A 16,016-nucleotide genomic window follows, 5' to 3' on the forward strand; every position below is an offset into this window, starting at 1 on the left:
TCAGGGCTCCAGGGCGTCCGGCCGCTGCACGAATTCCACAAGGTAGCCGTCGGGGTCGCGGACGATTCCGATCACCATGTCGTACGCCTCGAGTCGCGTCGGCGGAGTCACCTCGGTACCGCCGTGCGCGCAGGCATCGGCCATCCGGGCACGGGCGTCGGTGGTGTTGGTGACGATCTTGACCAGCATGTTGCCGTGATCCGGCGTCTCGCCAGCAGCACCGTCCGTCGGTAGCACGAGTTCGAGTCCGGCGGCCCCGGCCCGGACGATCGTGGCCCGGAAGGTGGAGGTCGTGAGGTCCTTCTCGTATACGAATCCGCAGCCCTGAACGTAGAATTCGACGGCACGGTCGAGGTCGGCCACCCGTATCGCGGTGAGCGACATCGTGGTCTGCGGATGCGAACTGTTCGTTGTCATCGCGTCTGGGAACCGCCGTTGAAGTCCATCGTCTGCCCGGTGATGCCGCCGGCTTCGTCCGAGGCCAGGTATGCGCAGAACGCTCCGACTTCGATGGGGTCTCCCAATCGGCCGATCGGAATGGTCCGCAGGATCTGTTCGATCATCTCGGGGGGCATCTTGTCCTCGAGATTCTTCTGGTGCCCGAGAGCCACGATGTTCGCGGTGACGCCGTACTGCCCGGTCTCGGCGGCGAGGTGGCGGATGAAGCCCTCGATACCACTCTTGCCCGTCGCATACATCGACTGGTTGATGTTCTGTCCCGTTCTCGCAGATCCCGACGAGATCTGGACGACCCGGCCCCAGCCCGCGTCGCACATACCGTCGAGGACGACCTTGATGCAGTTCATCGCACCGAAGATGTTCAGGTCGATCGGCGCACGCCACTCCTCCGGTGACAGCTCCCGGAAGGGTTTGATGACGCGCCCTTCCGCCACACCCGCGTTGTTGACGACGATGTCGACATGGCCACCGAGCTCCTTCTCCGCCGCCCGCACGTGGTCGAGAGTGGATCCGAAGTCGGTCACGTCGAACGCCGCGGCGACGGCGACGTTCCCCTCTTCGACAATCGCTGCGGCGACCTTTTCGGCGCGGTCCGCGAACAGATCGTTGACGATCACCGCGGCTCCCTGCCGTGCAAGCACTTTCGCAATTCCCTCGCCGACACTCTGGCCTGCTCCGCTGACCAGTGCGATACGTCCCGCCAAGCTGAACACAGCTACTCCTTCCCGCCGACCTTCTGCGGCGAATCGTGGTGTGGCCCAGTGCACAGCAGGCAACCGTTTTTTGTCAACCAATATTGGATCCAAAATCGCCTACAATCTGTTACGGTCTGCACATGACCCAGACTTCTTCCGGCACAGACCTGGGCGCAGGCCCGACGGAACCGCCGATTCTCACATCTGTCGCAGACGGTGTCGCCCGCATCACCCTGAACAATCCCCGGCGCAAGAACGCCATCACCCTGGCCATGGCCGCCGAGATCGTTGCCTTCTGCGACCGCGTCGAGTCCGATCCCGCGATCGGCGCCGTCGTGGTCGACGCCACCGGCACCTACTTCTGCAGCGGCGCCGACACACGTGATCTGGCATCGTCGTCCGCGGATCCGGCATCCCCCGAGGCAGTGCAGCGTACGTCGGCGGTATACGGCTCCTTCGTGAGAATCGGGTCGCTGCCCGTACCGACCGTCGCCGTCGTGGTCGGTGGCGCCGTCGGCGCCGGCCTCAACCTCGCGATGGCCGCCGACATCATGGTGACCACCCCCGACACCGTCCTCGACAGCGGTTTCTCCGCTCGCGGCATTCACCCCGGCGGCGGCCACATCTCCCTGCTCGGACGTGCCATGGGCTGGTCCGGGGCAGTCGCTCTCGCCGCCTGCGGGCAGTCGCTCACCGGCGCCGAAGCCGTTGCACGCGGCCTGGCGTACACCGCGGTCCCGGCCGAAGAGATTCAGGCCACGGTCGACGAGCTGACCCGCACCGCCGCCGCCGACCCCGAACTGACCCGCCGCATCATGACCAGCGCACGTCTCGAGTTGGGTCCGCCCGCAGTCGGCTGGCAGTCCGCACTCGAAATCGAGCGCGGCGTGCAGATGTGGTCGATGTCCCGGAAGGGCAAGGCGTCGTGGTCGTCGCGAGGACCCAACCGCTCATGACCACCGAACTTCTCGACCGCGTCGAGTCCGAGCTCGAGGAACTCCGCACCGAGGTACGCACCTTTCTCTCCCACGAGATCGCCACCGGGGGCTTCACCCCGGACACCGACAGCTGGATGACCGGATTCGACTCCGCATTCAGCGCCCGCGTCGCCGCCCACGGATGGCTCGGCATGACCGTGCCCACCGAATACGGCGGACACGGCCGAAGTCCGCTCGAACGCTTCGTCGTCAGTGAGGAGATGCTCGCGCACGGCGCTCCGGTGGCAGCTCACTGGATCGCCGACCGGCAGATGGCACCGAGCATCCTCGCGAACGGTTCGGAGGAACAGAGAGAACGATATCTTCCCGGAATCGCTTCGGGCCGAACCTTCTTCGCGATCGGCATGAGTGAACCGGACGCCGGATCGGACCTTGCTGCGGTTCGCACACGCGCCGTCGACAACGGCGATTCATGGACGATCAGCGGAACCAAGGTCTGGACCACCGGCGCACACCTCGCGCACGCGATGGTGGTGCTCGCCCGGACGGACGGACAACACGGCGACCGCCAGAACGGCCTGTCCCAGTTCGTCGTCGATCTCCCCCACCCCGGCATCGAGATCCGCCCCCTGCGCAGTATCGACGGACAGTCGCACTTCAACGAGGTCGTCTTCCACGACGCGGAGGTACCCGCCTCGGCGCTGCTCGGCACACGAGGCAACGGCTGGGCGCAGGTGATGGGTGAGCTCGCATTCGAGCGCTCCGGGCCTGAGCGTTACCTCAGCACGATGCCTCTGTTGCGCGCCTGGGCGGCCCACCTCGCCGAAGCCGGCGCCACTTCCGAGCAACGGCAGACGCTGGGCACACTCACGGCACGTGCGTGGGCCCTGCGCCGGATGTCGCTGCGGGTCGCTGCCGAACTCACCGCCGGCCGCAAGCCCGACGTGCTCGCCGCAATGGTCAAAGACCTGGGATCGACGTTCGAGGGTGAACTGGTCGAGGCCGTGCGATCGTCGAGCTGCGTGGTCGCCCGTCGTGACGCGGCGGATCCCTTGGCCCGCATGCTGGCCCAGAGCGTCCTGCACACACCGGTTTTCACCCTGCGGGGTGGGACCAACGAGATTCTGCGCGGGATCGTCGCGCGCGGACTGGGGATTCGATGAGTGAGTTCTTTGCCGAGCTGGTCTCGGCCACCACGTCGATGATCGATCGTGTCGGTGTCGACCGCGAAACTCCGGCCTCCGGCATGGCCGGCGCGATCTGGACGCAGCTCGGCGACGCCGGCTTCGCCACGGTCGGCGTTCCCGAAGAGGCAGGCGGGGGTGGAGCAACACTGGCCGATGCCCTCGCAGTCGTGTCTGTGGCAGCGGAACAAGGCGCCCTGACCCCGATCGTCGAGCACGGGATTCTCGCCGCGTGGCTCGCCGCCACCGCTGGCCACACGTTGGAATCGCAGACGGCATCGGCTGCCGCTGCGGGCGATACCTGCTCGGTCCGCCGACACGACGGAGTGGTCCTGCTGGACGGTGCCGTCGCTGCGGTTCCCTATGCGGCAGACGCAGACACCCTTGTCCTGCTTCTCCCGGCCGAGACCGGCGTCGATGGCTCGTCGGTCGCCGTCGTGCCGATGTCCGGCACCGGTGTGACGGTGTCGGACGAGACCGACCTGACCGGTGTGTCCGTCGGCGATGTCACGTTCGACGAGGTACCTGTCGTCTTCCACGGCACATCGCCGGTCACGCTGGACGAGTTCCTCCGCCGCGGTGCTCTCGCCTGTGCGGTGGCAACCGCCGCGGTCGCCGCCGCCGTCCAGGAGCAGACGCTGCGCTACGCCGCCGAACGCGTGCAGTTCGGTCGCCCCCTGGCGAAATTCCAGGCGGTTCAACAGCAACTGGCACAGCTCGCCGCCCGGACCACCATGATGAAAGTCGCCGTCGACGCCGCCGTCGACGCCGCCGTCGACGCGCACGAGACCACCGAGGACCCGCGAATGGCGACGGCGGCGGCAAAGGTCGTGACCGCGATATCGGCCCACCCTGTCGCCGCTGCCGCACACCAGATCCACGGCGCGATCGGAACCACATCCGAACACCCGCTCGGCCGGTTCACCACGTCGCTGTGGAGCTGGCGTGACCGTTGCGGCTCCGAGCAGTTCTGGGCCGACGACCTGGCGAGCCGGATCCTCGACGACGGCGTCGACGTCTGGGACGTCATCGTGGGGCGACGGTCTCCGCACGACAGCACACAGACCACCGACAGGAGCCCGGCGTGAACGTGCCCACTTCGACAGGCGACGCGACTACGCAGCCGACCGTCGCCGACGAACCCCATATCGACGGACGCGCCGCGTGGCGCGCCGCAGAGGAGGACACCGGCACCGGGGCACTGGCCGGACTGCGCGTCCTCGATCTCAGCAGGGTACTGGCCGGACCGTACACCGCTCAGACGCTGGCAGACCACGGCGCCGAGGTGATCAAGGTCGAGGCACCGTCCGGAGACGAGACACGCGGATGGGGACCGCCCTTCGCCGAGGACGGCCGGAGCAGCGCGTACTACGCCGGTCTCAACCACAGCAAGGACAACATCTGCCTCGATCTGCGGACGGATGCCGGTCGAGGCGTCCTGGCGCATCTGCTGCGCGGGGCGGATGTGGTGATCGAGAATTTCAAGGCCGGCACGATGGCCCGCTGGGGTTTCGACTACGAGACCGTTCTCGCCGAGGAGAATCCCCGGCTGGTGTATTGCCGGGTGACCGGATTCGGCGTCGACGGCCCGATGGGCGGACTGCCGGGATACGACGCGGTTCTGCAGTCCTTCGGTGGGTTGATGAGTGTCAACGGCTACCCGGACGGCAATCCGCTCCGCGTCGGGGTGCCGATCGTGGACATCGTCGCTTCCCACATGGCGGTCAGCGGAATCCTGCTCGCACTGAGGGAACGCGACCTCAGCGGTCGTGGGCAACTCGTCGACATCACGCTCCTCGACTCGGTGATATCCCTCCTGCACCCTCATGCCTCCAACTGGATCTCCAGCGGGAAGGTGCCTCAGCGAACGGGCGACTACCATCCGACGGTCGTGCCCTATCAGGTCTTCGCCGCTCGCGACGGTGACTTCTTCGTGAGCGCGGCCAACGACCGGCAGTTCCGCTCGCTGGTGACGGCCCTCGGCGTACCGGAGCTCGCCGAGGATCCACGTTTCGTCACCAACGGTGTCCGCTCACAGAACCGGAACGTGCTGGCGGCACTGCTCGGCGACCGCATCGCCGAACGAAATCGCGACGACCTCGCTGCCGAACTCGAGCGCGCCGGGGTCGCAGCCAGCCCCGTCAACACCGTCGACCAGGCACTCACCGCTCCCCAGACCGTCCACCGCGGGCTCTTCCTGGACACCGTCGACTATCGTGGTCTGGGCGTGCCGATCAAGCTCGGTCGGACTGCGACGCGGACGCCGCGCCGGGCGGTGTCCCTCGGAGCCGACACCGATGCGATCCTCGGCGCGATGGGATACAGCGAGAAGGACATCGACGTCGTGAAGACCGGTGGTGCGCTCGGCGACGTCTGACCGATCGTCGCCACGAGTCATCGGGCCGGGCCGGCACGAGAAGGGACCACGGTGAATCGACGATCGACGGCGGCGGACGGACGGGCCACGGAGCGTGATGCGTCGTTGGTTCGTGACGCCGACTGGGTGGCCGCTGAGATCGAAGGCATGATCATCACCGGCGATCTTCTTCCGGGTCAGCCCGTCCGCCAGGAGCTGATGGCCGAGCGGCTCGGTGTCAGCCGCCTTCCGATCAGGGAGGCCCTACGCCAGCTCGCGTCGCAGGGACTCGTCGAACACCGCCGCAACGTCGGATATACGGTGGTGCGGCTCGAGCAGTCCGAGTTCGACCAGATCTACCTGATGCGCAACGCTCTCGAGCGTGAAGTGCTGGCGTCGCTCCCCCACTTCGACGACGATGCGCTCGCCGAGATCCGCGGCCTCGGCGACCGCGTCGCCGAGGCCGCGGGACGCGCCGACCTGCTGGAGATGCGTCTGGCGAACCAGGACTTCCACTTCGCGATGTTCGACCGCTCGCCGCTCGGGCTGGTCGTGACGGAGATCCGCCGCCTGTGGCGACTGGCCATGCCGTACCACGCTGCCTACATCTTCGACGCGGACGTCCGGCGGCGGGTGATCGCCGAGCACGATGCGATGATCGACGCCCTGACGAAACACGACAACGAACGTCTGATCATGTTGATGAACGAGCATCGACGGGGCGGCGAAGCCGGCGCGACCATGCTCCTGCGCAATTCGACCGCCCGACCGTCCGTCTGACCAGCCGCATCGACCCTGGCACTGTGGACCCCTCGAACCACATCGCTCCGGGACCGACGACACGAGAGCGATGAGCCGGCAGGACTTCATCCTGCCGGCTCATCGCCATTTCACGCTGAACGGACCGACCCCAGCAGCTTCTTCAGGGGAATCGAACTGTCCGCCAGATCGTCTTGCGAGATCCGCTGCCCACGAGCGAGCGCCGAGCGCAATGCCACGAAATCGGCGGGCGCATTGACACATTCCGCGGCGACCAGCCGGTCGTCCTCGAAATAAAGGCTGACGCGGCGCTGTGGCTTGTCGGGATCGGTTCGGACGATCACGTCCGTGTGCCCACCGGCCGTTCCGACGATCTGCAGCTTCCACGGTCCCTGGTCGGACCAGAACCACGGCGTGGGCCGTTCGGGCGCCTCGCAACCGAGCAACACAGCGGCCGCTACGTTGGCCTGCTCGGTCGCGTTGTCGACGGATTCGAGACGTATCCGAGCGCCTCCGTGCATCTCCTGAACGGTGCAGTCGCCGATGGCGAGGATGCGTCCGTCCGAAGTCGTGCACCGCTCGTCCACCACGACGCCCCGGTCACAGGTCAGTCCGAGTTGCTCAGCGAGCTCGGTACGGGGTTCCGCACCGACACCGACGAGCACCGTCGCCGCAGCGATGTCGCGACCGTCGGCGAGACGGACCGCACGAACTCCGTCGCCGTCGACGGCGATCTCGACGGGTTTCACGTCGAGGAGGACCCGGACACCCATTTCCCGGTGTGCTGCGAGCAGGAACTCGGCCGTTCCGGCCCCGACAGCACGACCCATCAGTTGTGAACCTGCCTCGACCACCGTGACCTCGACGCCCAGACCACGGAGTGTGGCAGCGACCTCGAGTCCGACGAAGCCGCCCCCGATGACCACGACCGGTCCGGCTGCGACACGTTCCGCCAGCCGGTGTGCATGGTCGAGTTCGCGCAGCACAAGCACATCCCGATGGTCGGCACCCGGAATGTCCAGTCGACGCGCCCGGGCACCGGTGGCGAGGACGAGGCGATCGAATCTGCGTGTTCCGGTGGAACCGTCGGTGTGATCGAGGCTCAGGACGATCCCGTCGTCCTCACGGCCGACCCTGCGGACGGTCGTACCGAGCAACACCTCGATGTCGTTTCCCGGGTAATGATCCGCGGCACGCAACACGAACGAGTCCGACGCCGCCTCGCCCTTCAGCCATGCCTTCGACAGCGGAGGCCTCTGATAGGGCAGATGCACTTCGCTGCTGACGAGTGTCAGCGGGCCCACGTATCCCCCGTGCCTGAGCCGGTCGGCCAAGTGCACTGCTGCGTGCGAGGCACCGACGACCGCCACGCTGTGTGGCAGCGTGCCGGTGCCTGTTGCGTGCCTGGTCATCTCAGGCCTGCTCATCCGGAATCGTCACGTGCAGATCCACTCCGTCCCGGAGAAGCAACTGGCACGACAGTCGCGACGAATCCTCGCGGTCACTGGCAGTGCAGTCCAGCATGTCGTCCTCGTCCTCCGAAGGAGGCTCGAAATGATGCCGATCCTCCTCCGCGAGGTACACATGGCAGGTAGCGCACGACAGCGAACCGCCGCACTGTCCGACGATCCCGGCGACACCGTTGCGGACGGCCGTCGACATGACGGAATCACCAGCCCGCCCGTCGATCACGCGCTCGGTTCCGTCGGGCTCCACATAGAAGACCTTGGGCATGTCGAATCCCTACCAGGTGACGGGGAGATCGACGATGGGAAGGGTGAGGTTGTCGTTGTCCACGACGGCCTCACCCGCCAGTGCGAGACCCGGGAGACGTTTGAACAACTCCGTGATCGCAACCTGCATCTCCATCCTGGCCAACGGAGCGCCGAGGCAGTGATGCAGTCCGTAGCTCAGAGTCAGGTGCGGGTTGTCCTTTCGGCGAACATCGAAGGTCCCGGCGTCCTGAACTGCGATCCCGTCGTGATTGACGGCAGCCGGGTCCACCAGCACCGCTTCACCTTCGGCGATGAGCTGGCCGTCGATCTCTACGTCCTCGGTGGCCACGAACGGAACCAGCCCGCCACCTCCCGCGACGGTGTCGTAGATGGCCATGCGGCCGTTGCGCAGGATCTCCTCGACGGCGGTGGGCGCTACTGCGTCGACGTCCTCGAGGAGAACCGCCAGTTGCTCGGGGTTCCGCAGGAGAGACAGGACGCCGGAACAGATGAAGTTCGCAGTGTTGTCGAAGCCTGCCACGATGAGAATCATCGCGATGGGCAGGATTTCGCCGTCGGTGAGCGAATCGTCCTTGTCGGGAGCGTTCGCGAGATCGCTGAGGAGGTCTTCGCGAGGATTCTTGCGGCGATCCTCGATCAGTGCCATCAGGTACATGAAGAGTTCGGTCATGTTCTGCACGACCTCCTCCTCGGGCATGTTCGCCACAGCGAGTGTTGCCGCGCTCCACTTCTGGAACTTCGGACGGTCCTCCGGGGGAACGCCGATCAGGTTCGACAGCATCTGGATCGGCAACGCCACGGCGTAGTCGCTCACCAGATTCGCCGACGTGCCCTTCGCCACCATTTCGTCGATCAGATGGTTGGCGAATTCGACGGCAGATTCGCGCATCGCGCGCACGCGCTTCGGGGAAATCGACTTCTGCACGAGTTTCCGAAGTTTGGTGTGGTGCGGCGGATCCTCGAACTGGATCGTCGACTTCAGGAAGTCCGGGAACTCGACGAAGTAGGGTACCGGCCGTGCACCCGTCCGGAAGGGCTCGCGCACGAATCGGGGATCACTGAGCATCTCACGTGCTGCGGCATTCCGATGGATGACCCAGACGTCACCGCCGATCGGCATCGTCATCTTGGTCATGGGCCGATCGGCCGCGATCGCGATATACCTCTGGACGGCTTCGTTCGCCGGGACGGCGGCAAAAGGATAGGAGGTGTCGACTGCCTGGTCGGCGGTGTCCGTGGAAGTTTCCGTTGAGCTCACTGCAATTCTCCTGGGGCTGAACCGTTGTCGTCAGGATTCTGCTCAGGACGAGGCGGGAACCTCGGCCGGGGCGACGACCTGAGGGATGGCGTCGGCGCTGATCGCCATGATCTCGTCGAACCGGTCGGCAACGGTGTCGACCGTCAGGGCCGGGTCGTGGATTCCGGCCGTGTTGACGAGGGCGAGGCGGTTGACGATACCTCCCGCAACGTTGAACACTTCGCCGGTGACGGTGCAGGCCGGATGGACGAGGTAGGCCGCAACCGGTGCGACGTGCTCGGGCCGCAGCTGGGTGCGCATGTACTCCATCACCTCCGGGGAAAGGGAATCCGCAGAGGCCTCCGCCATGCGGGTACCCGCACCCGGTGCGAGGGCGTTGACCAACACACCCGAGGCCAGACCCTCGACCGCGAGGTTACGGGTGAGCCCGAACAGAGCACCCTTCGAACCGCCGTAGTGCGACATGTCCGGATTACCCAGCATCGCTTGTGAAATGGTGTTCACCACGCGACCGGCCGGCGACTTGATCAGATGCGGCCACGCCGCACGGCACAGGCGCAGCGGGCCGAAGTAGTGGACGTCCAGGTGACGCTGGTACTCCTCGTAGGGAACCTCGTCGAATCGCGCAGTGCGGACGATGCCGGCGTTGTTGATCACCGCGTCCAGCTGCCCGAACTCCGACAGTGCGATGTCGACGAGGGCGTGGGCTCCCTCCTCGGTCGTGATGTCGGCGTTGCACGGCACGGCGCGTCCACCGGCCGCAGTGATCGCTTCGGCGACCTCGCGGGCGGGGTCGCCCTCTTCGACGCCGGAGCCGTCGATGGTGGCGCCGAGATCACCGACGACCACAGCGGCACCGCGGGAAGCGAGCAGCTCGGCGTGTGCCCGGCCGATGCCGCGGCCTGCACCGGTGATGACGACCACGCGGTCGGAGAAGTCCAGTGTTGTCATGAATTGTCCTCGAATGTGATGGGAGCAGTGGGCTGTCAGGGACGGGTTGCGCCGCCCCGCGCGGAGACGTCGGCAACCCAGATGCTGCCCAGCGCCTCCCGGGCCGACTTCTCGAAGTCGAACACCTCGACACCGACAGTCATGCAAAGCGTCGAGCGGTCGGGTCCGCCGAGCAGGCACGCCGAGGCAACGCCGTTCTCCAGGGGAAGCGGGATCGCGTCGGTCATCCCGTTCTCGGTGAAGCGGGCGACATAGCCGCTGCCCGGCATTGCCGCCCACACACCGCCGTCCTCGTCGAGTCCGATCCCGTCGGGCAGGAACGGGCAGGTGGCGAAGGCACGGGGGTTGGACAACGTGCCGTCTGCCGCACGGTCGATGACCGTGATCTTCTGGGCCATCACTTCGGCGGTGAAGACCTTCGTTCCGTCTGCGCTGATAGCAATACCGTTGGCGCACAGCAGAGGCCCGACCTCGTCTGCCGTGGAGGCGGTACCGTCGGGTTCGACGACGATGAGAGGAGACGGCACCGGATCCTGCCCTGCGAAGAGATCGAATCCGAGCTGGGTCACGTAGGCACGTCCGTCTGCATCGACAACCATGTCGTTGATCGCGGCCTGTGCGAAGCCGGAAACGTCGGCGAGGACTTCGAGGTCCTCAGGGCCGTTCCCGCCGTGCACGAGGACGAGCTTCTCGTGCATGGAGGTGACGATGAGCCGTCCGTCCGGAAGCCACCCGAAGCCGCCGAGAACGATCGGCACGTCGGTGCCCGCACGACGCCCCGAGGCGTCCACCACGACCGTCGCGTTTCCTTCGGCATCGAGGGTCTTCAACGTTGCGGTGTACATGTCGGAGAACCAGAACGTGTCGTTGTGCCAGCGCGGGCACTCCGGCCACGAGAAGCCGGTCGCGATCTTGCGGGGTTCGACGACGCGCGCGCCCGCTTCGGCGACGGCGGCAGCGGTGTCGGCAACTACGTTGGTCATGTCGAGCCTTCCAGTGAGGGAGACCGGGCGCAGGTGTCCTGCGGTGCGGTAATGCGAAGCGTGACTACGGCTCAGGAAGCCGTGAACAATGTCACAACAACTGTCATGTGGGACCATATGTTTCGAAAAATGCCGTGGACGGGGGCATCCCGCTGAGCGGTCAGCTTCCTCGCGACGGTTGTGGGCATGTGCGGATGTGCTCGTCCGCGGTGTTCAGAGCACGCTCCTCATCTGCTTGGCGACCAGATTCGTCGCCCAACGAGGCGCAAGGCGGACGAGGCGATCGAGCAGGTTGGCGTCCTGGCCGACAAGGACACGGAAACTGCCTTTCTCCATGCCGGAGACGATCAGTTCGGCTGTGCGTTCGGGCGTGGTTGCCCTCACCTTTCTGCCGCCCGCATCGATCATCGCGACGCCGGAGTTGCCGCTCAGGTTGGTGCTGATATTGCCGGGAAACACCGTGGTGACGGACACATTGCTATCGGCGAGTTCCTGGTAGAGCCCCTCGCTGAACTGCTTGACCGCCCCTTTGGTCGTGCTGTAGATCGTCTGTCCCGCGAACGGGAGCAACCCGGACAGGCTCGAGATGTTCACCAGCCCGGCCTCCGGGCGCTTCTTCAGTTCGGGTACGAACGTCAGACACATGTTCATGACGCCCCACAGATTGACCTGCACGACCCGCTCGATCTCGCTTCGTTCGAGATCGAGGACCGGTACGAATCTGTGGATCACGCCTGCGACGTTGATCAGTCCGTCGATCTGCCCGTGCTCGGCGGTGACTGCCGCGGGCAACGCACCGACGACGGTCGAATCCGTGACGTCGGCGACGTGGAGCGAGACACGCGCGGCCCGGTCGCCGGCAAGCTCGCGGGTCTCGTGCAACCAGTCCTCCTTCAGGTCGACGAGCGCTACGCGCGCGCCCCGTTCGAGCAGCGTCAGAGCTGTCTGTCGTCCGATACCGTTGCCGGCTCCGGTGACGACGACGACCTTTCCGTCCAGTCTCATACGGTCCTTTCTCCTGGGGGTGACGCGTGTTGCGGCACCGCACACTCACCGTCTACCGGACGAACTGCGCCGGAAGGCAGCTCCCGACCGCAGAGCGGGAGACCGAATGCGCTCCTCCGGGATCACGAGCTCACGACGTGCGTGTCCTTCGTCGCGCTGTGCTCCTGCGCAGAACCCAGATAGGCGTGTTCGATCCGCACCGGATCGGACCTGAGGGACGATGCCGACTCCGCCAGAGCCACCGAGCCGTGCACCAGCACGACGGCTTCGTCGGCAACATCGAGCGCGAGGCGCACGTGCTGCTCGACCAGGACGACGGACATCTCCCGTTCCTTCGCCAGACGCCGCAAGACCGTCAGGATCTCGTCGACGATCACCGGGGCCAGCCCCATGCTCAATTCGTCGATCAGCAGCACCTTCGGCCGCTGGAGGATCGCCCGGCCGATGGCGAGCATCTGCTGCTCGCCGCCGGAAAGACGTCCCGCGGCGACACCGAGCCTCTTGTCGAGCGCCGGAAAGTACTCGAGTACCTCGTCGACGGCGCCGGATCGACGACGACGCTCACGCACTGCAAGACGCAGATTGTTGGTCGTGGTCAACTCGCGAAAGAGCGCCCGGTCGTCGGGAACGAGCACCATTCCGGACCGCACCGCGTCACGTGGACGGCCGGCGGTCACCGCCGAGCCGTCCACGAGAACTTCGCCGTCGAACCGGGGAAGCAGGCCCGCGAGGGAGAGCAGCAACGTGGTCTTGCCCGCGCCGTTGGGCCCCAGAAGACAGGTGATCGTCCCTTTCTCCACCTCCAACTCCACATCTCGGACGCAGGGCCGCTGCTGGAGATAACCCGTCGAGAGGTTCCGAATCGTCAGTCTGCTCACGAGAGCGCCTCCTGTGCATCATGTTTGGGAGCGGCCGCGAGTTCGGGGATCGCGTCGTGCTCGAGATCCGCCTGATCGACCGGGAGACCCAGGTAGGCACTGATCACTCGCTCGTCTGCCCGGACCTCCTCCGGAGTGCCGCAGGCCACGACCCTGCCGAGATCGAGAACGACGACTCGATCGCAGATGGTCAGAACCAGTTCCATGTCGTGGTCGACGAGCAGAATCGACGTCCCTGCGTCGCGGGCGGCACGAAGACGCTCGCCGAGCCAGCGGCTCTCCGCACTGTCCAGGCCCGCGGCCGGTTCGTCGAGCAGGGCCACCTTCGGAGAAGCGACCAGCACGCGGGCCACCGACACCAGCTGGCGTCTGCCCTGCGACAGGGTCGATACCTCGGCATCTGCGACGTCGCCGAGCCCCACGGTTTCGAGGACCGCACGCACTCGCTCCGCGACTGCCGGCGTGGAGGACTCGTCACCTCGCGCCGCACCCACCGTCACATTTTCGGCGACCGACAGATCGTCGTACAGTTCGACGTCCTGGAAACTGCGGCCGAGACCACTTCTGCTGAGCCGGTACGGTCGTAGACTGCTGACGTCGGCACCGTCCAGGACGACTGTTCCGGTCGCCGCCGCGAAACCGGTGATCGCGTCGATGACCGTGGTTTTGCCCGCGCCGTTCGGTCCGATCAGTCCGACGATCTCGCCACGTCGGACGTCGAAGGTGACATCCGATGCTGCTTGGACCGCACCGTATTTCACGCTGACCCCCTGCACCGACAGGAGCACGTCGCCTGTCGGGGACAGCGGTGTCCGCGCAGTCGCCGGCTCGGTGCGACGCTCCTCGTTCCCGGTGCTCACCGCAATCTTCCGGGCGGCGGGCCAAGGGATTCGGGGGAGTTTGCCCGCGATCCCGTCGGGATTGACCATGATCGTGACTATCAGCAGAATGCCACTGATCACCGCGTAGTACTCGCCGATGTTCAGGAAGCGGTCGACAAGCAGGTACAGCAACCCGCCGGGTGCGATGATCCCGGCCAGGACGGCGCCCGTGATGGACGTGATGCCCGCGATGTACATGATCGCGAACAGGGTGATTCCCAGGAACACGGTGAACGGTTCCGGTGTCGCCAACGTCTGCTGATAGGCCATCAGCGAACCGGCGAGGCCGGCAAGGAACGCGCCGATCGCGAAGGCTGCCAGTTTCGTACGTGGAACGTTGATTCCCGATGCCGCGGCCGACCGCTCGTTCGCCCGGACCGCCAGCATGTCCGTTCCGAGGCGGCTTCGCCGCAGCCATGCGACGCCGAGGGCAGCAGCCACGAGCACACCCAGGCACATCAGAGCAAAAGCGAGCCTCGGATAGGCTTCTCCTGCACCGATTCCCAGATCGACGCCGAATATTCTCGGTACGTCCACCGGGGCACCGGCGACACCGCCGTTGAGTTGCGGATTACGGAACCAGAAGGCCTCCAGGAACACTGCCAGCGCGAGCGTGACCACTGTGAGGGGCAGCCCTCGCACACGGAGTGCCGGCAGCCCGATCACGACACCGATCACCATTGCGAACAGCGCGCCGATGAGCGGAGCGAACGGAAACGGGATCCCGAGATGCGTGTTGAGCACGCTGATCGAGTAGGCGCCCACTCCGGCCAGCGTGAGCTGCGCCAGAGAGACCTGCCCGGTATAGCCGGTGACGACCACCTGGGAGAGAGCGATCACGGCGAAGATGATGCTGCTGACGATCGCGGCACGGTAACTGCCGCTGGTCACCAGTAGGCCCACAACGACCACTGCGATCGCGAGGAGACCGGGCGCAAGGATCCGCTCGGGACGCGGGGCACGACCCAGCCGCTGTCGGACGATGCTGCCGCGGTCGGGCAGCGGCCGCCCCTTGAACACCAGAAACACCAGAATCAACAACAACGGAATGGCTTCGGCCATGCCCGCACGCGGGAACCAGTCGAAGTTCGCCTGCAGATTCGTGGTCTCGGCCTGCAGCGACCCGATCACGATGCCGGCGACGACGGTCAGCCAGATCGAGCGGAAATTGCCGACGAGGGTGGCGGCGAGTGCAGGGACGATGAACATCGAGTACGCAATGGGATTCAGTGCCACGATCGGCGCGATGAGAATGCCTCCGAGTCCGGCGACCACGGACGACAGCGCCCAGTTGCTGAACGCGATCCGGTCCGGCGACAGCCCGGTGAGATAGGCACCTTTCTCCGACTCGGCGGCAGCCTCCGTCGCGATCCCGAAGCGGGTGAAGCGGAACACCAGGGTGGCGGCCAGCGCAATCACAATGATGGTGACGGCCAGCCAGATTCGGTCGGTCGGCGCCTGCCGGGAGCCGATCGCGATGCTGTCGAGAGCGAAGATCGGTTCCACCGCGACGATTTCCGTTCCGACACGCAGAGCGATCAAAGCCTGGAGCACGATCATCAGGCCGATGGACGCGACAGCTTTGGCGATGACCGGCGCATGACGAAGCGGCCGGAAGATCAGCGCATAGAAGATCACACCGAGTAGTGCCGCGACCACGAGCGACACGGCCATGGCCGGGGCAACCCCGAGCGGTCCACCGAGATCGACCGTTCTGGGGAGCCCCGGAATCGGGACCATCAGCTCACCCGTGCGCAACAACGCGTACGTATAGGCGGTGTAGAGGGCCACCGCACCGGTGGCGAAATTGACGACACCGGAACTCTTGAATGTCATCACGAGCGCCAGTCCGATGGCGGCGTACACGGCACCGTTGCCGAGGCCCAGCACGAGATAGGCGAGATGGTCGGTCATATTGCTTCCTTGTGAGGTT

General features: G+C 65.9%; 15 protein-coding genes. 5 read left to right on the plus strand and 10 right to left on the minus strand.

The window, feature by feature from the left end; translation table 11 throughout:
- A complete protein-coding gene (locus tag A8G15_RS26390; protein WP_068166005.1) occupies positions 1 to 417 on the minus strand; it encodes a VOC family protein in 417 nt (138 codons plus the stop codon).
- Positions 414 to 1,172: an SDR family NAD(P)-dependent oxidoreductase gene (locus tag A8G15_RS26395; RefSeq protein ID WP_068166006.1), complete on the minus strand. Its 759-nt coding sequence runs from the start codon at positions 1,170 to 1,172 to the stop codon at positions 414 to 416. The genes A8G15_RS26390 and A8G15_RS26395 overlap by 4 nt, the downstream gene beginning before the upstream one ends.
- A gap of 122 nt (positions 1,173 to 1,294) precedes the next feature.
- Between A8G15_RS26395 and A8G15_RS26400 the strand changes: the two genes are divergently transcribed.
- The 5 genes from A8G15_RS26400 to A8G15_RS26420 are packed head-to-tail and all read left to right on the plus strand — an operon-like array spanning position 1,295 to position 6,412.
- Entirely contained in the window at positions 1,295 to 2,110 is an 816-nt protein-coding gene (locus tag A8G15_RS26400) for an enoyl-CoA hydratase-related protein (protein ID WP_068166007.1), read from the plus strand.
- Complete coding sequence (locus tag A8G15_RS26405) at positions 2,107 to 3,255, plus strand: acyl-CoA dehydrogenase family protein (protein ID WP_068166047.1); 1,149 nt, start codon at positions 2,107 to 2,109, stop codon at positions 3,253 to 3,255. Before A8G15_RS26400 ends, A8G15_RS26405 begins: the two co-directional genes overlap by 4 nt.
- Positions 3,252 to 4,364, plus strand: a complete 1,113-nt coding sequence (locus A8G15_RS26410) for an acyl-CoA dehydrogenase family protein (RefSeq protein WP_068166008.1) — start codon at positions 3,252 to 3,254, stop codon at positions 4,362 to 4,364. The genes A8G15_RS26405 and A8G15_RS26410 overlap by 4 nt, the downstream gene beginning before the upstream one ends.
- A gap of 2 nt (positions 4,365 to 4,366) precedes the next feature.
- Entirely contained in the window at positions 4,367 to 5,653 is a 1,287-nt protein-coding gene (locus A8G15_RS26415; protein WP_068166046.1) for a CaiB/BaiF CoA transferase family protein, read from the plus strand.
- A gap of 51 nt (positions 5,654 to 5,704) precedes the next feature.
- Positions 5,705 to 6,412: a GntR family transcriptional regulator gene (locus A8G15_RS26420; protein WP_425415133.1), complete on the plus strand. Its 708-nt coding sequence runs from the start codon at positions 5,705 to 5,707 to the stop codon at positions 6,410 to 6,412.
- Between the two features lie 110 nt (positions 6,413 to 6,522).
- On the opposite strand, the gene A8G15_RS26425 is transcribed toward A8G15_RS26420, so the two are convergent.
- The 8 genes from A8G15_RS26425 to A8G15_RS26460 all read right to left on the minus strand — a co-directional run bounded on the left by A8G15_RS26425 (position 6,523) and on the right by A8G15_RS26460 (position 15,997).
- Positions 6,523 to 7,803 carry an NAD(P)/FAD-dependent oxidoreductase gene (locus A8G15_RS26425; protein WP_068166009.1) on the minus strand — a complete coding sequence of 427 codons (1,281 nt, stop codon included), beginning with the start codon at positions 7,801 to 7,803 and terminating at the stop codon, positions 6,523 to 6,525.
- Between the two features lies 1 nt (position 7,804).
- Entirely contained in the window at positions 7,805 to 8,125 is a 321-nt protein-coding gene (locus A8G15_RS26430) for a 2Fe-2S iron-sulfur cluster-binding protein (protein WP_068166010.1), read from the minus strand.
- Between the two features lie 9 nt (positions 8,126 to 8,134).
- A complete protein-coding gene (locus A8G15_RS26435; RefSeq protein WP_068166011.1) occupies positions 8,135 to 9,385 on the minus strand; it encodes a cytochrome P450 in 1,251 nt (416 codons plus the stop codon).
- Positions 9,386 to 9,427: 42 nt separating this feature from the next.
- Positions 9,428 to 10,336: an SDR family NAD(P)-dependent oxidoreductase gene (locus A8G15_RS26440; RefSeq protein ID WP_068166012.1), complete on the minus strand. Its 909-nt coding sequence runs from the start codon at positions 10,334 to 10,336 to the stop codon at positions 9,428 to 9,430.
- Positions 10,337 to 10,371: 35 nt separating this feature from the next.
- Entirely contained in the window at positions 10,372 to 11,319 is a 948-nt protein-coding gene (locus tag A8G15_RS26445; protein ID WP_068166013.1) for an SMP-30/gluconolactonase/LRE family protein, read from the minus strand.
- Between the two features lie 213 nt (positions 11,320 to 11,532).
- Positions 11,533 to 12,324 carry an SDR family NAD(P)-dependent oxidoreductase gene (locus A8G15_RS26450; protein WP_068166014.1) on the minus strand — a complete coding sequence of 264 codons (792 nt, stop codon included), beginning with the start codon at positions 12,322 to 12,324 and terminating at the stop codon, positions 11,533 to 11,535.
- Between the two features lie 122 nt (positions 12,325 to 12,446).
- Complete coding sequence (locus A8G15_RS26455; RefSeq protein ID WP_068166015.1) at positions 12,447 to 13,202, minus strand: ABC transporter ATP-binding protein; 756 nt, start codon at positions 13,200 to 13,202, stop codon at positions 12,447 to 12,449.
- The gene (locus A8G15_RS26460) at positions 13,199 to 15,997 is read right to left on the minus strand and encodes a branched-chain amino acid ABC transporter permease/ATP-binding protein (RefSeq protein WP_068166016.1); all 2,799 of its coding nucleotides are present in this window, start codon (positions 15,995 to 15,997) and stop codon (positions 13,199 to 13,201) included. Before A8G15_RS26460 ends, A8G15_RS26455 begins: the two co-directional genes overlap by 4 nt.
- Positions 15,998 to 16,016: the final 19 nt, after the last annotated feature.

It is taken from the genome of Rhodococcus phenolicus (genome assembly GCF_001646785.1).
Lineage (GTDB): Bacteria > Actinomycetota > Actinomycetes > Mycobacteriales > Mycobacteriaceae > Rhodococcus > Rhodococcus phenolicus.

Coding starts and splice junctions, on each gene's coding strand:
- A8G15_RS26390 (WP_068166005.1), bottom strand. CDS start 417: ATGACAACGAACAGTTCGCATCCGCAGACCACGATGTCGCTCACCGCG.
- A8G15_RS26400 (WP_068166007.1), top strand. CDS start 1,295: ATGACCCAGACTTCTTCCGGCACAGACCTGGGCGCAGGCCCGACGGAA.
- A8G15_RS26405 (WP_068166047.1), top strand. CDS start 2,107: ATGACCACCGAACTTCTCGACCGCGTCGAGTCCGAGCTCGAGGAACTC.
- A8G15_RS26410 (WP_068166008.1), top strand. CDS start 3,252: ATGAGTGAGTTCTTTGCCGAGCTGGTCTCGGCCACCACGTCGATGATC.
- A8G15_RS26425 (WP_068166009.1), bottom strand. CDS start 7,803: ATGACCAGGCACGCAACAGGCACCGGCACGCTGCCACACAGCGTGGCG.
- A8G15_RS26430 (WP_068166010.1), bottom strand. CDS start 8,125: ATGCCCAAGGTCTTCTATGTGGAGCCCGACGGAACCGAGCGCGTGATC.
- A8G15_RS26440 (WP_068166012.1), bottom strand. CDS start 10,336: ATGACAACACTGGACTTCTCCGACCGCGTGGTCGTCATCACCGGTGCA.
- A8G15_RS26445 (WP_068166013.1), bottom strand. CDS start 11,319: ATGACCAACGTAGTTGCCGACACCGCTGCCGCCGTCGCCGAAGCGGGC.
- A8G15_RS26450 (WP_068166014.1), bottom strand. CDS start 12,324: ATGAGACTGGACGGAAAGGTCGTCGTCGTCACCGGAGCCGGCAACGGT.
- A8G15_RS26460 (WP_068166016.1), bottom strand. CDS start 15,997: ATGACCGACCATCTCGCCTATCTCGTGCTGGGCCTCGGCAACGGTGCC.